The organism is Anabaena sp. UHCC 0399, assembly GCF_034931465.1.
Taxonomy (GTDB): Bacteria; Cyanobacteriota; Cyanobacteriia; order Cyanobacteriales; family Nostocaceae; genus Trichormus; species Trichormus minutissimus.
Window position 1 is genome coordinate 1 of the sequence record NZ_JAYGGZ010000065.1, and the last position, 20312, is coordinate 20312.

15 protein-coding genes are annotated in these 20312 nt (G+C 40.3%); 6 read left to right on the forward strand and 9 right to left on the reverse strand.

What is annotated here, in order from left to right; all coding sequences use genetic code 11:
• Positions 1-105 precede the first annotated feature (105 nt).
• From VB693_RS25590 to VB693_RS25600, 3 genes are all read right to left on the reverse strand, one after another.
• The gene (locus VB693_RS25590) at positions 106-1296 is read right to left on the reverse strand and encodes an ARPP-2 domain-containing protein (RefSeq protein ID WP_323268706.1); all 1191 of its coding nucleotides are present in this window, start codon (positions 1294-1296) and stop codon (positions 106-108) included.
• A gap of 2 nt (positions 1297-1298) precedes the next feature.
• Entirely contained in the window at positions 1299-2744 is a 1446-nt protein-coding gene (locus tag VB693_RS25595; protein WP_323268707.1) for a hypothetical protein, read from the reverse strand.
• Between the two features lie 322 nt (positions 2745-3066).
• The gene (locus tag VB693_RS25600) at positions 3067-3447 is read right to left on the reverse strand and encodes an alr0857 family protein (RefSeq protein ID WP_323268708.1); all 381 of its coding nucleotides are present in this window, start codon (positions 3445-3447) and stop codon (positions 3067-3069) included.
• 226 nt (positions 3448-3673) lie between these two features.
• On the opposite strand from VB693_RS25600, the gene VB693_RS25605 reads away from it, so the two are divergent.
• The 6 genes from VB693_RS25605 to psbM all read left to right on the forward strand — a co-directional run bounded on the left by VB693_RS25605 (position 3674) and on the right by psbM (position 9879).
• Positions 3674-6595, forward strand: a complete 2922-nt coding sequence (locus VB693_RS25605) for a HEAT repeat domain-containing protein (protein ID WP_323268709.1) — start codon at positions 3674-3676, stop codon at positions 6593-6595.
• 485 nt (positions 6596-7080) lie between these two features.
• Positions 7081-7533, forward strand: a complete 453-nt coding sequence (locus VB693_RS25610) for a hypothetical protein (RefSeq protein ID WP_323268710.1) — start codon at positions 7081-7083, stop codon at positions 7531-7533.
• Positions 7534-7780: 247 nt separating this feature from the next.
• Entirely contained in the window at positions 7781-8923 is a 1143-nt protein-coding gene (gene tgt, locus VB693_RS25615; protein ID WP_323268711.1) for a tRNA guanosine(34) transglycosylase Tgt, read from the forward strand.
• Positions 8924-9046: 123 nt separating this feature from the next.
• Complete coding sequence (locus VB693_RS25620) at positions 9047-9184, forward strand: photosystem II reaction center protein K (protein ID WP_010995059.1); 138 nt, start codon at positions 9047-9049, stop codon at positions 9182-9184.
• 162 nt (positions 9185-9346) lie between these two features.
• On the forward strand, positions 9347-9643 hold the full coding sequence (locus VB693_RS25625) for a 2Fe-2S iron-sulfur cluster-binding protein (protein ID WP_190695272.1): 297 nt from the start codon (positions 9347-9349) through the stop codon (positions 9641-9643).
• Between the two features lie 119 nt (positions 9644-9762).
• A complete protein-coding gene (gene psbM / locus VB693_RS25630) occupies positions 9763-9879 on the forward strand; it encodes a photosystem II reaction center protein PsbM (RefSeq protein ID WP_069350885.1) in 117 nt (38 codons plus the stop codon).
• A gap of 81 nt (positions 9880-9960) precedes the next feature.
• On the opposite strand, the gene VB693_RS25635 is transcribed toward psbM, so the two are convergent.
• From VB693_RS25635 to VB693_RS25660, 6 genes are all read right to left on the reverse strand, one after another.
• Positions 9961-10812 carry a universal stress protein gene (locus VB693_RS25635; protein WP_190695275.1) on the reverse strand — a complete coding sequence of 284 codons (852 nt, stop codon included), beginning with the start codon at positions 10810-10812 and terminating at the stop codon, positions 9961-9963.
• Between the two features lie 767 nt (positions 10813-11579).
• Positions 11580-13682, reverse strand: coding sequence for a response regulator (locus VB693_RS25640; RefSeq protein ID WP_323268712.1), 2103 nt, complete (start codon positions 13680-13682; stop codon positions 11580-11582).
• 4 nt (positions 13683-13686) lie between these two features.
• Complete coding sequence (locus tag VB693_RS25645) at positions 13687-14259, reverse strand: chemotaxis protein CheB (protein ID WP_323268713.1); 573 nt, start codon at positions 14257-14259, stop codon at positions 13687-13689.
• Positions 14259-15089, reverse strand: a complete 831-nt coding sequence (locus tag VB693_RS25650) for a protein-glutamate O-methyltransferase CheR (protein WP_323268714.1) — start codon at positions 15087-15089, stop codon at positions 14259-14261. Before VB693_RS25650 ends, VB693_RS25645 begins: the two co-directional genes overlap by 1 nt.
• A 126-nt stretch (positions 15090-15215) precedes the next feature.
• A complete protein-coding gene (locus VB693_RS25655; RefSeq protein WP_323268715.1) occupies positions 15216-16442 on the reverse strand; it encodes a transposase in 1227 nt (408 codons plus the stop codon).
• A gap of 190 nt (positions 16443-16632) precedes the next feature.
• Positions 16633-20211 carry a response regulator gene (locus tag VB693_RS25660; protein ID WP_323268728.1) on the reverse strand — a complete coding sequence of 1193 codons (3579 nt, stop codon included), beginning with the start codon at positions 20209-20211 and terminating at the stop codon, positions 16633-16635.
• Positions 20212-20312 lie beyond the last annotated feature (101 nt).

Below are 20312 nucleotides of genomic sequence, written 5' to 3' on the forward strand. Positions count from 1 at the left end.
AAAAAAATCTTGCAGTCTTTTTATTACTCTTCAGAATCCTTATCAGATAAGCATTCCAGGCTACAATTTTTCTGCTATTTCCTCTAATCTACCTACGTGAGCCAATCATCTCGATGATTTTTTGGTTTTTTTGAGTGCAGCATCACGCACTGCTTGATTTAGCAAGTATCCAAAGCCAGCAGATTCTAGACGAGAAATGAAGTCATGGCTAGTTTGGGAGAGTGCCTTGGCAGTGGCTTCGAGATTCCAGTTGTGTTTGGCTAGCTGACTTAGTAGGTAAGCCCGACGAGTTTGTGATTCTGATAGGCGATAAGTTTTGAGATATTCTAGTTCTCCTGATTCCCGGATGATTACTTCGCCAATGTAGTTTTTGTGTTTGGGTTGTAAGTCTGTGATGAATTTTTGCAGTAGAAAAGAACCAGCCGTATAAACTATCTGAGAATTTAACTGGCGTTGTAATAATCCCTCTGCCATAAAGCCTTGGAACGATGCCCAGTCATCTCGCATTTTAGCGATCGCTCCTTTCAAATCTGCCAAACTATTAATCTTAGACTCATCTTCTATAGTTGTGTCCATTGGCCAGGTTGTGTCGTAAAGTAAGCTGTACTGGTAGATCAACTCACCGTAGAAATCCTCTAGAAGGCTGGTATGTAAGGCACGATAGTCTTCTGGAGTGGGGACTACAAAAGCTGATGCTAATGATTCGGTAACGAAGACTAACACCCCAACTTGTCTTTCGTGAATTTCAAACACACGTAAAGCATCTTCCAAGCCAGCAATGTAACGTCCACTCACCGAAGTTTCGTAGCGCGAACCCAACCCATGAGAGAGTGCATATTTAGAATATTCACTCCAAGCAATTGTCGGTCCAGAGAAAAACAGCGATAAAAAACCTTCCATTGCTAGGTGTAAAGGCAGAAATCTGAGTTGGTTAGCTGATTCTCGCTTGGCCATACGGTGCATTAACCGCACGCTTGTACAACCACATTCTTGACGTTGACCATCAGGCTTGACTATCTGTCCACCACAAGCTGCTACAGGACTACCATCATCAGTCCAGGACATGACTAAGCCGTGGGGGACATAAGAAAAATATTTCATCCCTGGTTCTGTAATTTTTCCTTCCAGTCCAACGACTGTCATATCCTCTTGATAGGGACGACGTATTAAGCGCAAATCATTACGTATGTTCCGCCGGATTAGTGGCACAATACGGATTGCGCCTCTGACTTGTGAAGGTGCAATTTCTAATCCTTTGAGAGATATATCTGTTAATAATCTTTTCTTCTGTGCCATGTTTAAGCCTTGATGGAATTGTTCAACATTTGTTGCACTCTTGCGGCTAAATAAGCTTCTAGTTCTGATAAAGGTGCAGAACCATCAGCAAACCGGGCAAAGCCGAGCATTGTCGGTAAATCTTCTGCATCTCTGAGTCCGACAGTGGGAATGCTGGGGCTGAGGTTATGTAAGGAAAAGTCTTCAGTATTAAATACAGGGTTGCAGTGAATGATGGAGGTTTGTTGTTGGGGATCTAATTTGGTGCGATAAATTCGTAACACTTCTGCCGCACCGTTGGGTGGATCGTTTTCGCAACCGTCAGATACAATCACTACTAAGTCTGCGCCGGATGCTAAGGCTGCTAGTAGTGGTGTGGCTAAGTCAGTCTGTCCAAAAGGACGGGCTTGGAGTGGATCTGTGGTGGGTACTGTCCAAAAGGGTTGATATTCTCGTGATGCTGCTTTTAATAGGTAGTGTGCAGCAACGGCTACACCCAAAGGACGGCGATGCTTTTCACTAGAGCCAGAACTGGAATAGCTACAATCTAAGACGGCTGCAACTTTCCCAAGTTGCATAGGTGCTTTTTTTAACACTAATTGTGCCGATCGCACCAAAGCTTGGGTAAAAACTTCTTGTTGCTGTTGTCGTGTTTCTAGAGGTAAGGAAAGGATATATAACGCCAGCTTGGTGAGGGGAAGACGACCCAAATCTACATCTATATATATGTTGGTTTTTTCAATACGTTCTGCCGCACCTTGGAAACGTAACTTTTCACCCAAAGTCATTTGCTGTTGAATTCGGGATAAGAAAACGTCGCGGGGAATTTTATGTTTTGTGGCCAAGCCTTCGGCGACTGTAAAAGGCAGTTGATACACTGCTTCGGCACTGTAATGTGCTTGGCGAAAGTTTTCAAATAACTCGGTGGTATAAACTTTTTTCTGCCAGTTGCGAAACAGGAAATTACTTAATTCACCTTGTAATTTCAAGTGTGCATGGGTGGCGATCGCTCGTACTTTAGCACGATATTTCACAGCATCAAAATTCAGATCACGCCGCATATTTAAATAATCCCGTGCGATCGCTCTACTACGACGATTGTTAATTTTTCTTTGACGTAGTTGTTGCAATACCCCCCAAGCTCTTTGGGGCGGTAAGGTGTTGAGTGCATGGGCGATGAGTGCGCCTTCTTCTTCTCGATGCTCTGGATGCGTATCCTTTCCTGTGGCTAGTAGTTTCAGGATGATTTGGGCTTGATTGAAATGGTTGATACCTGCTGCTAAGGAACGGACATACAGTAGGCGGTAATTACCTAGAATATAATCGTGTAAAAAATCAATTGATAGTCTTTGTCCGTAAGCATCATCATAAAATTCACGCTGTCCTGTGCAAGCAAGACAAGCATTGATAAACATTACCAAATCTTCCTGTGCTACCTGATCAGCACGGTTGGTATTATGAGTATTCATAAGAGTAATAGTGTTAAAACATGAGGATGCTGTTTGGGGAGAAAACGGCATAACTAGGCTGGACAACTTAACAGGTTGGAACGGAAGTTATACCAAAGTCCCGCAAACAGCAAGACTGAAAATTATGTCAATATTTTTGAAGGGGGTGCTGTTCGGGGAAAGGCGGCACAACTGGCTAGGACAGTTTTCAAGACTGGGTTCGGAAGTTGTACCATAGTCCCGCGAACAGCAAGACTTATACAAGAGGGTGACTAAGGCTTGTAAGTTTTTTAACGCAGAGTAACGCTAAGTGAACGCAGAGGGGCGCAGAGTGTTTCCTAAGTTAATTCACTAAGGCTGTAGATGGTTGTTGCTGGTTTTTGAAGAGGTGTTGGAGGAGTAATTCAGTGGATTGGTTCAAGGTTGTCACAAAAATTCCTGTTTCGCTGTCTATATCGGATGTTAGCCAAGTGCCTTTAAGAATAACTTCGGCTAAGGAAGCGTCACAAGGGCAAATTTCTAAGGTATGTTCTTGAGATAGCTGTTCTAAGTCAGGTATGAGAGGTGATTCAGTTGCAATCAGAAATGCCGCAGTGCTGGGTTCGATATGAAGTTTTGTAGCTGAACGCAGAGCTAAGATGACTCTTGTGCTTACCCAATCTGACAAAGATTCGTTGAGATGTTCTAGGTGAAAGCTATTTTCTGTGTAAGTTAGTTTTAACATAATCGTTTTGAGTAATATTTTTTCGTTTGTTGGTTTATAGATTGAGGTTTTTATTTATATGCTTGAGTTGCCTTGTCTATAAATTCAGGATATGCGGAAGAGTTTCCCCCAAGCTAATCAGGATGTTTATTGTCTCAACTGCTTGTAAAATCTGGCTGTGTGAGCTGGGGGAAGTTGCTAAACTTAGGGGATTCCCCGGACTTTGTTAATTTCGGCGACAATAAAAATGGCAAGAGCGAGTTATGGCCCAGAAGCAAAAAAGCGATCGCGGCATTTATTAGGGTTGTTGTTGGCTTATGCTAATGATGCAATAGACTGCGATGATGCAGCTTTAGATGCTTTGCGTCCTCAGATTCAAACTCGTTGGCAAAGTGAACATCGGTTAGTTGTCAGAACGAAAGTTAGATTTCTCCAGTTCCTAACAAATTTGAGTTCTGGTGATATTGAATTAAACGCCGAACAAATTAAGGAATCCCTGAAGCGGTTTGCTGATTTTTTGGAGATTTTAGAAGATAACCGTCCATCTCGTAGCGGTTCGGAAATTTGGCACTTTACTCTCAATTTGTGGCATAAACGCCAAGATATAGCAGCCAACTTGCAACAATTTGATCGGGAATGGGAATGTCGTCGTCTAGAAAAGTCTCAGCAAGTCGCAGCCAGAACAGAGATATCTATTGAAAACACTTCTTCTGTATTACTCCTGGATTGGCAACAAATTTGTCGTGGTGATTTAGAAGTCAACAATATTAAACGACTCACAACCAATCCTCTAACTATCGCCGATGGGTTGAGTTTTGAATTAGAGCAAGTTTATGTGTCTTTGGGATTGGTGGAACAAAAACAGCGATCGCGTTATCGTGGTGATGTAACTCCTCAAGAAGGTTCTCGTTTATACGAACCAGAAGATACTGAAGTTACTCAAACTTTTGATCATGAGGAATTTTTGCAACAGGTAATCAAACCAAAACAAAGTAAACGGATTGCTATTATTGGTGAACCAGGAGCAGGAAAAACTACTTTACTTCAAAAAATCGCTACTTGGGTGTTAGAAAATACTACAGACTTGCCGATTTGGATTTCTTTAGCGGACTTACAGGGTAAGAGTTTAGAACAGTATTTAATTCAAAATTGGCTACCTTCAGCTACTCGCAAGCTACGTGTTTCCGCAGAGATAGAGGAGGAATTTTGCCAACAGTTTAATCAAGGAAGGGTATGGTTATTACTAGATGCTGTAGATGAAATGGCGATCGCATCTACTCTGGCTTTAGCAAGAATTGCCAGTTATCTTAAAGGTTGGGTAGCAGATGCTACGGTGATTTTGACTTGTCGGCGCAATGTTTGGGATGCGGGGAAGAATGTTTTAGAAAATTTCGATACCTATTGCAACTTGCATTTTACCTACGGTGATAGTCAAACACCAGATCGAGTAGGACAATTTATTCAACGATGGTTTCGTGCAGATTCAACTATAGGTGAAAAACTACGCTTTGAGTTAGATCAACCCGAACGGCGACGAATTAGAGATGCTGTGAAAAATCCTTTACGGTTGGCTTTATTATGCCGCATTTGGGGATTGGGACAAGGAAGCTTGCCTACTACTAAAGCCATGCTATATGAGCAATTTGTTGAGGCAATTTATGAGTGGAAGCAAGACCGTTTTCCTACAAATTTAGCTGAGAGACAGCAATTAAATAAAGCATTAGGAGAATTAGCATTATTAGCTATTACTCAAGAGAAAACTAAATTTCGCCTGAAACATAGCTTTTTATGTCAAGTGTTGGGTAATCCTGATGATGGTTTATTCCAATTAGCTTTGCAATTAGGTTGGCTAAATCAAGTTGGGATTTCAGAAAATGTAAGCGAAAGAGTTTATGCTTTTTACCATCCAACTTTTCAAGAATATTTTGCTGCTCAAGCTACTACAAATTGGCAGTTCTTCTTAAATTCTCAAATGGAGAGTAGTGAAAATTGTTCACTACATATAGAAAATAATTACCATATTTTTGAACCACAATGGCGGGAAGTAATTTTACTATGGCTTGGTAGAAACGATATACTGCAAGCAGATAAAACAGCATTTATCCAAGCTTTAATTAATTTTGATGATAAATGTGGCGGATTTTATGGTTATCAAGCCTACTTTTTAGCGGCACAATGTCTAGCAGAGTTTGGCGATTATCAAAATGCTGATGACATTATTCACCAATTAATTAGGTGGCGTTTTGGCTATTTTCATTTGCAAAAACAAAAGTGGTGGAGATATCCGCCGCCTATTGTGGAAGGTGCGCGGGTAGCGTTACTCAAAACTGATCGTGTAAAAGCGATCGCCGCCCTGGAAAAATTTATTCAATCATGCCAAAATGAGTTTGATAGTTGGAATGCTGCTTACAGTCTGGGTAGAACTTTTGACCCTGGAAATCAAATTGCGATCGCTACACTAGAAAACTTAGTCAAAACAGTCCGTCATGACTCTATCCGTTGGCAAGCAGCCTATAGTTTGGGTAGAGTTGACCCCAGTAACTCTATCGCGATCGCGGCGTTAGTACAAGTGATACAATGTACTAAGAATGAAGCCACACGCCGCAAAGCGGCTTATTCATTGGGAAAACTAGATGCTGGAAATGCGATCGCTATTTCGACATTAGAAACAATAGCTACATCAGCTATAGATACATCACAACAACGACAAGCTGTAGAAAATTTAATTGTCTTGCGTTGCGGAGAAATTAAAACTAAACAAGAAAATAAAAAGCTACTACAATATAACCCTATATTTTCTTCTAATGCTGGAAAAATTCCGGCATTAGTTAGAGGTATATCATCCTCTGATGATGAAAATATTAAAAGACGCAGGGCTTACAAGTTAGCGGAATTTGATCCAGGTAATGAAATAGCATTGACAACTTTATTAGCCCTGCTCAAGGCAACTAAAAACAAATCTTTACGCAAACGAGCAGCAGATAATATCAAAGAAACTATTCTGCATGAACAGTTACCAAAAGTTATTGTGTCTTTAAAGGAATATTTTACTGATGCGGTACAAGAACAAAATTTACAACTATATTGTGATGCCTACAAACTGATGTGGTACTGTGCAGAAAATATGAGTTATCAAGAGTTTAATCAAGCTTGGTGTACGAGTTTTTAGGTCGGGGAGTATCTCAACTAGCCTGTGTCTACGACACGCTCCGGGTACCCTTCGGGGTGAATCCTACGGATACGCAACGCTACCGCAGAGAACGGAGAGAAAACCTAACGTCTCACGATGTAAGCCTTATCTCCTCTCACAGCAAGGCGTCTCGTTGTGTAAGTCCTCATAGATTTTAAATCTTTAAATAAGATTGTGGTTCATGAAGGGATCACTCAGCAAATTTTGCTATGCTGGACTCTGTAATCTCGTTTTTGTCCCGCTTATCACAACGCAATACCATTTAGATTCAACAAGCTAAAATTGCGACACAGTAAATTCCCACTTAGTATAGTTTTGTTTTGCCACCGAAAGTTAATAATCTACTTGAGGTTATTAAACGATCGCGCTCAAAAGTTGATATTTTTTTATGTAGAGGGTCAACAAGCTGTGTAAGCAATTGTCTAGCTGCGTTGGACTCACTCACGCTCATTTTCATTTTTTCTATGAGTCATCATCTACCCGACACCAAGATACCTGCTCCGTGCATTGTTAACACGGGCATTATTGTGAATAAACTCGACATGAAACGACTATTGGCTGATTTAGGCCGAGTCCACTACATCTACACCCAAGAAGACAAGCTACTGAGCGAGGGTGAAGGGGATGTGATGGAAGTATTTGCTAACCCGCAAAGGTCTACCTTAGTCGCTAACAATGCGCTTTACTTGAATGTTGATAGTTTTGATTATTTAGAACTCAAGCAGTCTCTGCAACAAGAAACCTACTTTGATTTGATGCAAGAAGGCATTTGTTTGCGATTGATTCCCTTATCAACTCCTATGCAAGAACGTAAAGAAAGGCGATGGAATGTCAGTGCTATCGAGGCGATGATGGATGAAGTGCTGGCTGCTAGATGGGATGCAGAAATTGATGATGACTGTTGTGATTCGTTTTAAATAATAATCTAAATACAATATACTCAAAAAGTTCCAAATTGGTAATAGATACACAGTAGCAGATGAAGTAACATCAATTGCTGTTTGTCTATTACCAATTATTGTGAGAATTTATGCTTGAAGAACAAAGAAATGCAGGTTTGGGTTGAGCATCGAACATGGAAAATTGACCATCATCTCAATAAGTAAGTTTACGCTTAAGTTCTCATTAAGTTTGTCCATATAGTGAAATCACCTTATTTTTACCTTGAGTGCCATATTTTCTTTTCAGTCTCTGGCGCGTTGTAGCCAGACTAAAGCTAGAGCCGGTGTATTTTTCACGCCTCACGGTGTTGTAGAAACTCCTCGATTTATGCCTGTGGGAACGCTGGCTAATGTCAAAACTGTTACCCCAGCCCAATTAAAAGAAACTGGGGCGCAGATGGTTCTATCTAATACCTATCATCTCCATCTCCAACCAGGGGAAGCAATTGTTGCTGGTGGAGGCGGTTTGCATAAGTTCATGGGCTGGGATGGGCCTATGCTGACTGATTCTGGTGGGTTTCAGGTGTTCAGCTTAAGTGAAATGCGGAAAATTACGGAAGAGGGCGTAACTTTCCGCTCTCCCCATGATGGGCGAATTATTAAGTTAACGCCAGAACGCTCGATAGAAATTCAGAATATTCTGGGGGCTGATGTCATCATGGCCTTTGATGAATGTCCACCCTACCCAGCTACTCGCCAAGAGGTAGAAGCTGCAACTGAGCGCACTTACCGTTGGCTAGAACGCTGTACTGTAGCTCATCAGCGTAGTGATCAGGCATTATTTGGTATTGTGCAAGGAGGCGTATATCTAGATTTACGTGCCAAAGCTGCTAATGCTTTAACTCAGCTAGATTTACCTGGGTACGCGATTGGCGGTGTGAGTGTGGGAGAACCACCAGAAATGATGGCGCAAATTGTCCAAGCTACAGCACCCTTGTTACCACCCGAAAAGCCACGTTATTTAATGGGTGTAGGTACGTATCGAGAAATGGTAATTGCGATCGCCTCTGGTATAGACTTATTTGATTGCGTGATTCCTACCCGTTGGGCTAGACATGGCACAGCAATGGTTAAAGGTGAACGTTGGAATTTAAAAAATGCGAAATTCCGTGAAGATTTTACGCCGCTAGATGAAACTTGCCCTTGTTATGCGTGTCAAAATTTTAGCCGGGCTTATATTTCCCATTTAGTGCGATCGCAAGAGATTTTAGCCTATACCTTATTGAGTATTCATAATATTACCGAACTGATTCGTTTTACCCAAAAAATTCGAGAAGCTATATTAAGCGATCGCTTCATGGCAGAATTTGGTCACTGGCTCAATTCATCAGAAAATGGAGAATTGGGAATAGGAAATGAGGAATAGGAATTTTAGATGTCACATGGAAATCCAATCCAAAATGGAATTGCCCAATTCCCAATGCCCAAACCGTGTTAAGATACATCTCAATTATGAAAGCTGTGTTGGATTAGGTGGATTTAAACAAACATGGAAGCAGCACTGTTGTTAGCAAAATTGCCTGAAGCTTACCAAATTTTTGATCCTTTGGTAGACGTTCTCCCCATTATTCCCGTTTTCTTTTTATTGCTTGCTTTCGTATGGCAAGCCGCAGTGGGATTTAGGTAAGTTAAGAAATAATCAATTGATGGGACAGGTAAAGCACCTGTCCTATTTTTTTGTGCTTATTCTCTCTTGATGATTCTTAATTTTTTGTAATAAATTAGGGTAGACTCAGTAAGATAGATGTACAGCCCGGCCAGCGTGCAGTTAAAGAGGAATTATTCAGTTATGGGCAATATCAAATTTGTCAAAGAAAATAAAGAAATCATCGCGGCGGATGGTGCTAACTTGCGGTTAAAAGCAATAGAAAATGGGATTGACATTTATAAATTTATTGGCAAACTCACAAATTGCGGCGGTAACGGTCAGTGTGGTACTTGTGTAGTTGAGATAGTTGAAGGCATAGAAAATCTTTCTACTCCCACAGATGTGGAAAACCGGATGCTGAAGAAAAAGCCTGCTAATTACCGTCTCGCTTGTCAAACTTTAGTAAATGGCGCAGTCAGCGTAGTGACTAAACCTTAATCTTTTTAATTCTTCCCTGCAAAGGCTGATGCAGGGAAGTAAAAAAAAAGAGCTAACACTGGCATTGATAATGCTATTCTAAAATTGTTAAATGGAAATTAGAGAGAGGCTTCCTTGCCATGCAAGTTAATGAGCTAGGGTTCGTAGCGAGCATTCTGTTCGTGCTAGTTCCCGCCGTATTTTTGATAATTCTTTACATCCAAACTGCCAGCCGCGAAGGTAAAAAAGATAGTTGATCATTGTCTGTATAAAATAAAACCCCCTATACTGTATGGTATGGGGGTTTTTATTGATCAACTGCTAGACTAAGAAGGCAGTTAAGCAGTTGTTCGTGCTAATAAAACAGGACAAGTCGCATTAACACGAACATAATCTGACAGAGAAGCACCGATGAGCCGGTCGATATCGACAAAATTCTTAGCCACTGATGGCCGGCGATCGGGAGAACCGAGCAATAATAAATCTACGCTCAATTGTTCTGTCAAGCGACAAATTTCTTCTCCAGGTTTACCGCTACTGGAATAGCAGCGAGTAGACACACCGTATTTTTGCGCTTCTGCTACGGCTGCGGCTAAAACTGGGTTTTTGTCTGGGCTAATTTCAGCCACTTCCGAGGTTTTACCACGTAAATCAGTAGTGACATTCGCCAAAATTAATTGACTACCCTGAATACCCTGCAATAAGAAGAAAGCTAAATTTAAGCAATGTTTAGCTGCATCAGAGTTATCCATCGCCACCATGATGCGCTTAATTTTTTTGACATAAATGTCATCCTTAACCAGTAACATGGGGCGAGAAGACAATTGAAAAACATACTGACTGACTGAGTTCGATAAAATTGATTGCAGACGCTTGAGTCCGCGTGAACCCATAATAATTAAGTCAGCATCCATTTCATCTGCTACCTGACAGACAACATCTTTCGGATCACCTTGGCGCAATATCGATGATACTTGAGAAGGATCTAAATTCAAAGATTGAATGGCATTCGCTAGAATTTTACCACCTTCTTCCCATTTGTCTGTCATTGCCGCCGAAGTGCTTTGAGCAGGAACAACGTGCAGAACTGTTACTTTTGCATTTTGGATTGATGGCACTTCCTTCAAAGTTTTGAGCATTTCTTCGGCGTGTCCTAACCCAGAAACCGCTAGCAAAATCTTTTCTATCATTGTTACTTCTTGTTGTTAAGGTTGCTTGGTGTTTAATCTTTAGTAGTTAATGCCGATGAGATTGTCACCACTTTGCTCAACAACCTAGTAATTAAGCTAGCACAATTCAACTTTTAATCATTAGCCATTAACACTAAAAGAAGTAATTATCTGAAATACTAATGATTCTTTAAGTTTATTTGTGGCTTATTTACTTAACTTTTCAACTAGGTTTCAATAATTAAGCTTACTCTTAATATTGCCTGATAAAGTTCATAATTTATGATATTAGTTATTTTTTTTAATCTATATTAAATATTTTTAATTATAAATTAATTAAGTATTGCAAAGGTTCTGTAAACTTATGTTTAGGTCTTGAGTGTGATAAATATAAGTCTAAAAGCTGCGTAAGAATCGCTGTAGTAATATAATTTTTGTATTCTATATCAATTAGAAAAAAATATTACCATCATAAGTAATTAATAAATTTGATATTTTTATAAAAAACTAGTTAATTATTGTAAAATACAGCACGGGTTACAAATTTTTATATATCTACATGAGAGTTATATATAAACTTTTGTAAAAAAAATTTTCTACTACAGTAGACTAATAAGAAATATATCATTCTCATCAGTTTTTTCCAGTAAGATTCTTTAGAGAAGAGAATGCCACATTTTTGTCATATATTCTTCATATCCATATCAGATAATCGAAAATATCTGATTATCAAGAATGGTGAATATCTAGGGCGGATAACTCCGCCTTTTTTTAACAGTACATTCGCATTAACTCATGGAAACTGAAGACGGTAATTGTAGCAGCCTAGTGACTGTAGCAATTAATTTATTGGGGTCAACAGGTTTAGAGATATGTTGTTGAAACCCAGCTTTGAGAGCTTGCAGACGGTCTTCTTCACGAGAAAATGCAGTGAGAGCGATCGCTGGAATATTGCCTCCCTGTTGTGCTTCAAGACCGCGTAATTTCCGAATCAGAGTGTAGCCATCTTGTCCTGACATTCCAATATCACTAATCAGAATATCTGGTTTTGATTGTTCAATCAGTGCTAAAGCTGTATCAGTTGATGCGGCAATATCGGCGATCGCTCCATACTCTTCCAACAAGAAAACCAAGAAATTACGGGTATCGGTTTCATCATCAACAATTAATACGTTGATGCCTTCGAGGGGAGTAGAATTAAGAGCCAGAATATTTTCTTTTGGCTGACCAAAAATCTCTTTACCTGTGTAAATCAGTGGTAGCTGTACAGTGAAAGTTGCACCTTGCCCTTCTCCGGGACTGTCCGCCGCTATTTTGCCGCCGTGCAACTCTACTAAATGCCTGACGATCGAAAGTCCCAAACCTAGTCCACTGTGCGATCGCGTGGTGGTGCTGTCTGCTTGCCGGAAACGCTCAAATACGTTGGGAAGAAATTTCTGATCAATCCCAATTCCTGTGTCGATAACTTTGATTTGAGCGCAAACAGAAGATTTAGGAATACTCAAAGCAATAGAAGTGGAAGACTGACGCTCGTCTTTTGTCGATAAGAGTTCATCTTGAATAAAGCTTTCCGATTCTACACCTTCTAGATGTACTTCTACCTGACCACCTTCGGGTGTAAATTTAATAGCGTTGGTGAGGAGATTCCAGATAATTTGCTGCAAACGAGCCGGATCGCCACAGACTGAACCCAAGGTAGCATCAAGGGCAGTACATAATTTAATTCCTTTTGTCTCCGCGAGGGGTCGCACTACCTCTAAAGCTGTTTCGATCACAGTAATGGGATTGACAGCACAGAAATTGAGCCTCAGCTGACCCCGAATAATCCTAGATATATCTAAAATATCTTCAATTAGCTGCACCTGAGTGTTAGCATTCCGTTCAATTGCTTCTAAGGCACGGGCTGTAGCTTTTTCATCTAATTTTTTGGCGCGGAGGATTTTTGACCAGCCCAACATCGCGGTTAGGGGTGTGCGGAGTTCGTGGGATAACACCGCCAAGAACTCGTCCTTCATTCGATTTGTGGCTTCTGCTTCTTGTCTAGCAGTTTGTTCCCGAATAACTTGATCGCGGATTTCTTCGGCTTGTTTACGGGCGGTAATGTCTTCTAAAGTCCCCACATAGCCTAATAATTCGCCTTGATTAGAGATCATAGGCGAAGAACGCACTTGTACCCACCGCAAACTACCATCAGTTGTTTGAAACTGGAATTCTTCGGAATAATCAGTACCTTGTTGAATATATGTAGACCAACTGGCGATCGCTCTTTCTCTATCTTCTGGATGAACTGATTCTAACCATGTTATTTGCAGACTCTTTACAGCACTCAATTCACAAATTGCCTGATAACGAGGATTAGTATATTTACATAAACCTTCTGTGTCAATTTCAAAAATACCTACAGGTGAACAGGTACTCAAAGAACAAAATCTTTCCTTACTTTGCCGTAGTTCGGCATTCATGGCGGTGAGTTGAGCTGCTTGACTTTGGACTGCTTGAGTTTTCTTAAATAGTTCTACAAATACCGTCACTTTAGACAGCAAAATATTCGAGTCTATGGGTTTGAGCAGATAATCCACAGCCCCTAAAGCATAACCCTTAAATAGCATTTGGTCGTTGGTACTAAATGCCGTCAAAAAGATAATCGGAGTTTGACGCGATCGCCCCCGGCTACGAATTAGGGTGGCAGTTTCAAAACCATCCATCCCTGGCATTTGCACATCCAACAAAATGACGGCGAAATCTTGATGCAGCAGACACCTTAAAGCTTCCTCGCCAGTAGTCGCTCTGACTAGATTCGCACCCAAACGCTCCAAAATCGCCTCTAGTGCCAGCAAATTTTCCAACTTATCATCCACCAGGAGGATGTTTACTTTGGGTTCGGGCTGCATAAGTTCAGTTCCCTGTAGAGTGACAAAGATTGACTAGTAAATGAGAAATATCTGGTAGCGGCAAAATCCAATCTACTGCCAGATCGGCAATAGCTGCGGCAGGCATAATTGGGCTTTGGGCTGTACTTGGCTCTTGTACGATGGTAATACCTCCCCGTGCTTTTACTTTTTTGAGGCCTTGTTTACCATCTTGATTGGCCCCTGTCAATATCAGACCAATGACTCGTTCTGCGTAGGTATCAGCTGCTGATTCAAACAGCACATCTATGGATGGTCTAGCATAAGAAACCGGTTGATCAATAGAAAGCGCAAAATAACCAGGTTCAACTAATAAATGATAATCTGCTGGTGCTAAGTAGACTCTACCTGGGATGATTTCATATTTATCTTCTACCTCCTGGATAGGCAATACTGTGTATTCTTGGAGTAATACCTTGAAAGTTTCGTCAGATTCTTTGTGACGATGTTGCACAATGACTATCGCTGCTGGAAAATTGCTAGGTAAATTACCTAGGATATTTTGTAAAGCCGACAACCCTCCTAAAGAAGTTCCTATCACTACAATTTTAAAGCACACTAATTTAGCCTCCGGTAAAGCTTTTCACCTTTAGCTATTTCTTCATAGTATTGCTCATAGGGCGTAAATCTGAGTGATTCTTGCCTGCCTAAACCTAAAATACCAAAATTACACAAACTGTTATGGAACAATGTATGTACTTGTTTTTGTAGTATCTGATTGAAGTATATTAAAACATTGCGGCAAAATATGACATTAAATTCATTAAAAGAACTGTCAGTGGCGAGATTATGCTGGGCAAAGATGACATTGTCTCTTAATGAGGCGCGAAAAATCGCATGGTCATAAGCTGCGGTGTAGTATTCTGAAAAAGACTTCTTACCGCCTGCTTTCAAATAAAGCTGAGTATACTCTTGCATGAGTTTGAGAGAAAAAATCCCAGTTTTAGCAGTTTGCAATACCTTTTCATTTGTATCAGTAGCATATATGCGGCAACGATGATATAAATGTTCTTCTTGTAGTACAATTGCCATTGAATAGACCTCTTCCCCAGTGGAACAACCAGCGTGCCAGATGCGAATAAAGGGATAAGTTCTCAGCAGTGGTACTACGTTATTTCTAAAAGACAGATAAAAACTGGGATCACGGAACATTGATGTCACATTGACTGTAAGATTCACTAAAAAGCGATCCAGACAGGTGCGATCGTGTAGTAGTCTTTCTTGTAATGCAGAAATATTCTTTAAACCCTGAGAGTACATAAAGTTGTGAATCCTTCGTTTGAGGGAAGCCAGGGCATAATTACGGAAGTCGTAACCGTAATACTGGTATAACCCTTCCAATAACAACTGAATTTCAATGTCCTCTAAGCTGGGTTTAGGCAAAATCATAGTCATGATTGCAAAATATATAGCAATCCTATGTCATTACGGGAGAGCCATTCAAAAAATAAAAATCCCCCTAATTTTTAGGGGGTGATTCACTTCTAGGAGGGCGTGTAAACTACTCCCACCTGCCTAACGGCTGAGGTGGAAGCTTTCAGAAGCCCTAGAAATATCAAATAAGCTTAGTTGCACGTACTCAATTTTTCGCACTTCTAGCTTACAAGATAATCCTGAGCCACGAGGCTGGTTTACAATCACAGCCCCAATTGTAGAAATGTTTTTCGCACCATTCAAATCAGCGTCACCAATCCACCCACAATTACCACAAACAAACTTCTTGCCACTGCGATACGATTCACCCTTTACGGGATGAATGTGCAAACAGTTGTGGCAAGTTTGGCTTGTATATCTTGGGTCAACAAAAATCAACTTTACGCCAAACTTAATCGATTTGTAGTCTATGAATTGCCGTAACTGATAAAAACTCCAACTATTAGAAAGTCGCCGTTCTCGTTTACTACGGGGCAAGGTGTTTGTGCGTTCTCTGATTCCGGTCAATTCTTCCAAGGCAATCATCTGATTATTATCCTTGGCAGACTTAACAATTTGGTAGCTGGTAACGTGATTAATGTGAGTTTGGAATCGCCTCTCTTTACCCGACGACCGTTGCTGAAGTTCTCGACATCTCCGCCGACTACTTCTTGTGCCTTTCGCAGCTTTATATTGGAGTTGCGCTCTAACTCTGGCGTGTTTATCCCGAATCTTCGTTATGTTTTGTCCACTGAATTTATCTCCGTCGGAAGTAACTGCAATGTCTGTGCGTCCGAGGTCAACACCCAATACCTTATCAGTTTCTTCCGATGTTGGCGGCTCAGATTCAAGCTGAATATTCAGGTAGTACGCGCCATTATTGCGTTTTACCAAAGTCGCTGTTTTTGGGTTTTGTCCCTTCAACAATCCTCTTTGGTAGTTACCAATGGCAAGAACAAACCTTTCTCTACCACCAATCAACGTCAAGCTAGCTGTCCAGTCTTTTTCTCGAAAACTGAATGTTCTTACGTCGTAGGTGGCAGAAGTCGGCGCAAAACCCATAACTGGCTTTCCTTTTTGTTTAGCAGTCTTGCGATTTCCAGATACTCTCCTTACCGCATGAATAGCCAACTGAGAAGACAATCCAAACAACGCCCTGACATCGTGATAAACCAAGGACTGCATCGCCAGTTCGTTTACCAAAGTTGGTGGTGCAGTTTTGTTCACATATTCGCAAGCATCCGCGAAAGCCTGCAACGTAGCATCAATTTTGGCAACTTGTTCAGGCGTAACTTGGATTTTGCAGGATACTGTGAGGACTTGTTTCATAAGCTTATAATACCTCAATACATGAGATGCTTTTGTGAAGATTATGAAATTGGTAATTCGTCGCTCACCTACTCCCTGCTTTCACTGCGTTCAAGAATGGTCGTAGGCAAGACTCCTCATTACCCGCTATCCCTCCTCACCCTACTAAGAGTTGAGGGTGGGGACTCCCACGACTTAGTTGAAAAAAATATTATTTATACAACCAAACCCTGAGTAGTGACAGCAACTGTTCTGTATCTACGGGTTTAGTGATGTAATCAGAAGCACCAGCTTCGATGCACTTTTCGCGATCGCCTGGCATGGCTTTGGCGGTGAGGGCAATAATTGGTAGGGTACGAAATTGTGGTTGTTGGCGTATGTAATGGGTAGTCTCATAGCCATCCATTTCTGGCATCATCACATCCATTAAGATGGCATCAACATTAGGGTTGGCTTGTAGTCTCTCAATCCCGTCTCGCCCATTTTCAGCAAACAGAACTTCTATTTGATAACTTTCTAACAGGCTAGTCAAGGCGAAGATATTTCTGAGGTCATCATCGACAATCAAAATTTTGCGATTAGCTAGCACAGGATCAGCTTGTTGCAGTTGTTCGAGGATTTGGCGTTTGGCTTGGGGTAAGTTGGCTTGGACTCGATGTAAGAATAAAGCAGTTTCATCTAACAATCGTTCAGGCGATCGCACATTTTTAATAATAATTGTCTCTGCTAGTCTTCTAAGTTGGGTTTCTTCATGACGAGAGAGTTCTTTGCCTGTGTAAACAATGATTGGGAGTTTTAAGAGGTTCGGTTCTTGCTTGATGTATTCAATCAGTTCCAAGCCAGTCATGTCAGGCAAACCTAAATCCAAGACGATACAATCAAACTGCTGGGTTTTTAAAATTTCTAGTGCGGCTGTTCCCGTACCCACAGATGTACTCTGCACATCTGTATTACCGATGAGTTCGATAATACTTTGAGCTTGCACCGGATCATCTTCTATCACTAGAAGATGTTTGACTTTCCGCGCAATAAAGCTTTTCATATCAGTAAATACTTGATTGAGTGCTTCTGTTGATACAGGCTTTTGTAAGTAAGTGATTGCTCCTAACTTTAAACCCCGTTGTTGTCTGTCATCTACAGACATGATATGGACTGGAATATGTCTAGTTTGGGGATTGTGTTTTAATCGATCTAACAGTGTCCACCCGTCTATATCTGGCAGATTTATGTCTAAGGTAATTGCTTCTGGCTGATACTGTTCCGCTAAGGCTAAAGCTTGTTTGCTTTGCAGCGCAACTATGACCTTAAAACCTTTTTGCTGTGCCATTTCTAGGAGGATGCGGGCAAATTTTTCATCATCCTCGACGATTAGCAACACATGATCGCCTGGCTGAATTTTTTGGCGATCGTCTGGGATTTGGCTGGGTGAGGGTTCGATTAGCTTTTCTATGGGGGTTTCTCGCAGAATAGGTGCTGGAGGTAATGCAGTAAGAGGCTGAGTTTCTCCAGTGCTGGGATAGGTTTGGGGTAGATAAAGTGTAAAGGTACTTCCCTGGCCTAGTTGACTGACAAGTTCTAACCTACCGCCTAACATCTGTGTTAGTTCGCGGCTAATAGACAAGCCTAAACCTGTACCTCCGTACTTACGGCTGGTTGTACCATCTACCTGCTGAAATGCTTCAAATACAACCTGTTGCTTCTCGGTTGGAATACCGATACCTGTATCACTAACAGCAAAGGCAATCATGGGATTGCCAGCATTGAGTGCAGCCATACTAATTGTTAAAGTTATGCCTCCCCTTTCAGTAAATTTAAAGGCATTAGATAAAAGATTCTTGAGTATTTGTTGCAGGCGTTTGGCATCACTAACAATTGTTGGGGGCAAGTTATCGCCTAGTTGAATGGCAAAACTCAATCCTTGATTTTCAGCAACTTGAGAGAAACCACGTTCGAGATAATTATATAAATCTACAAATTTAATTGCCTCTAAATCTAATGATAAAGTTCCTGATTCAATTTTTGCTAGGTCTAAAATGTCATTAATTAACTCTAATAAATCAGTACCAGCAGAGTAGATAGTTTGACTATATTCTATTTGTTTATTAGTTAAATTACCTGCAACATTATCTGCTAAAAGCTTGGATAAAATTAACAAGCTATTTAGTGGTGTGCGTAACTCATGAGACATATTAGCGAGAAATTCAGATTTATATTTAGAAGATAAAAATAATTGCTTGGCTTTTTCTTCTAAAGACTGTCTAGCTTTTTCAATTTCTTGATTTTTCCGGGCGACTTCTTGATTTTGTACTTCTAGTAATTCAGCTTTCTCTTCTAATTCTTCATTGAGTTGCTGTAATTCTTCATTCGACTGTTGCAATTCTTCCTGCTGCTGTTTGAGGAGTAATTCTGAGGTTTCTAATTCTTGTGTTTGTTGTTCTAAAATATGGTTGTTTTCTTTTAGCTCATTGGCTAAACTTACAGATTCTTCCAGTAAAGTCTGAGTTTGTATGTTAGCCGCAATATTATTGATAAATACCCCAATTATTTCAGCAAATTGTTCTAAAAATATCAACTGTAATTTATTAAATTGCCCCAAGGAAGCAAGTTCAATCACGGCAGTTACTTCGTTTTCAAAAACAACAGGTAATACAATAATATTGAGTGGTAAAGATGCACCCAATCCCGAATTTATATAAATGTAATTTTGAGGTACTTCTGTTAATAAAATTCTTTGTTTTTCTAAGGCACATTGCCCTACTAGTCCCTCACCCAAACGAAACTGGCTGGATAGATGTTTACGCTCGTTATAAGCGTAGCTACTTAACATTTTAAGTACAGGCTCTTGCTGCATTTTATCCATTACATAAAATACACTTTGTTGTGCGCCAACCAGTGGTGTGAGTTTAGATAAAATCAACCTTGATAAGCTTTCTAGTTGTCTTTGTCCTTGAAGAATTTGGGTAAATTCAGCCAAATTAGACTTAAGCCAATTTTGCTCCTCATTTTTTGTGGTACTGATTCGCAGATTTGCTACCATTTGGTTAAAGGTGCGTGTCAATACACCAATTTCATCTAGGCGATCGCTATTTGGCAAACTGACTGATAAATCGCCATTGGCCATAGTTTCTGAGGCATCAGAAATTTGCTTAAGTGGCGTGGAAATATGGCGAGTCAACAAAAACCCAATTAAAGCCAATAAGAAAGATACTAAAGGAATACTATAAGTAATACTAGCTAGTGTACGATTAGCAGCAGCCTGTGCTTGATTTGTGCGCAACTCTAATAGTCTTAATTCCTCTAATTTCATTGTTTGGCTCAGGTTACTGATTTCTATCATCAGATTACGTCCCTGATCTGTAAGCATAGCTTGACGCGCCACATCTAGTCCTTGTTTCTGCCGCAAATCAATCACTTCTTTCAGAATAGTTATTCTTTGATTAATTAGTGGCTGTAACTTATCAAGACGACGCTGTTGCTGGGGATTATCTAACGTGAGATTTTCCAGGTCAGCAATTTCTTTTTCCAGCAATTTTGTCGCCGCTAGATAAGGTTCTAAATAACGCTGTTCTCCAGTAATAATGTAACCTCTTTGTCCAGTTTCAGCTTTATTCAATTGGGTACTTAGTCCTTCTATTTTACTAAGTACATTATATGTATGTCTTTCTTTACGTGAAGCTGTTATTAGTTCTTTGGTACTTTTATAAGATATCAAACCTATTGCACTTAATATTAATAGACTCATGGCAAATCCTGCTCCAATTTTAGAGCCAATTTTCAAACGATTTAACATTATTCCTTGGGATGTTTTACTCACGCTAATTTTGGTCAGGGCGAAAAAATTATGATTGAATATATAAATACTATTTGACTTGTAAGACTTTATCAGTCCAG

What these genes read in the sequence shown, in the direction of transcription:
- psbM (WP_069350885.1), top strand. Translation starts at nt 9,763, where the DNA reads ATGCAAGTTAATGAGCTAGGGTTCGTAGCGAGCATTCTGTTCGTGCTA.
- VB693_RS25620 (WP_010995059.1), top strand. Translation starts at nt 9,047, where the DNA reads ATGGAAGCAGCACTGTTGTTAGCAAAATTGCCTGAAGCTTACCAAATT.
- VB693_RS25625 (WP_190695272.1), top strand. Translation starts at nt 9,347, where the DNA reads ATGGGCAATATCAAATTTGTCAAAGAAAATAAAGAAATCATCGCGGCG.
- VB693_RS25590 (WP_323268706.1), bottom strand. Translation starts at nt 1,296, where the DNA reads ATGGCACAGAAGAAAAGATTATTAACAGATATATCTCTCAAAGGATTA.
- VB693_RS25595 (WP_323268707.1), bottom strand. Translation starts at nt 2,744, where the DNA reads ATGAATACTCATAATACCAACCGTGCTGATCAGGTAGCACAGGAAGAT.
- VB693_RS25600 (WP_323268708.1), bottom strand. Translation starts at nt 3,447, where the DNA reads ATGTTAAAACTAACTTACACAGAAAATAGCTTTCACCTAGAACATCTC.
- VB693_RS25655 (WP_323268715.1), bottom strand. Translation starts at nt 16,442, where the DNA reads ATGAAACAAGTCCTCACAGTATCCTGCAAAATCCAAGTTACGCCTGAA.
- VB693_RS25660 (WP_323268728.1), bottom strand. Translation starts at nt 20,211, where the DNA reads ATGTTAAATCGTTTGAAAATTGGCTCTAAAATTGGAGCAGGATTTGCC.
- VB693_RS25640 (WP_323268712.1), bottom strand. Translation starts at nt 13,682, where the DNA reads ATGCAGCCCGAACCCAAAGTAAACATCCTCCTGGTGGATGATAAGTTG.
- VB693_RS25605 (WP_323268709.1), top strand. Translation starts at nt 3,674, where the DNA reads ATGGCAAGAGCGAGTTATGGCCCAGAAGCAAAAAAGCGATCGCGGCAT.
- VB693_RS25610 (WP_323268710.1), top strand. Translation starts at nt 7,081, where the DNA reads ATGAGTCATCATCTACCCGACACCAAGATACCTGCTCCGTGCATTGTT.
- VB693_RS25650 (WP_323268714.1), bottom strand. Translation starts at nt 15,089, where the DNA reads ATGATTTTGCCTAAACCCAGCTTAGAGGACATTGAAATTCAGTTGTTA.
- VB693_RS25635 (WP_190695275.1), bottom strand. Translation starts at nt 10,812, where the DNA reads ATGATAGAAAAGATTTTGCTAGCGGTTTCTGGGTTAGGACACGCCGAA.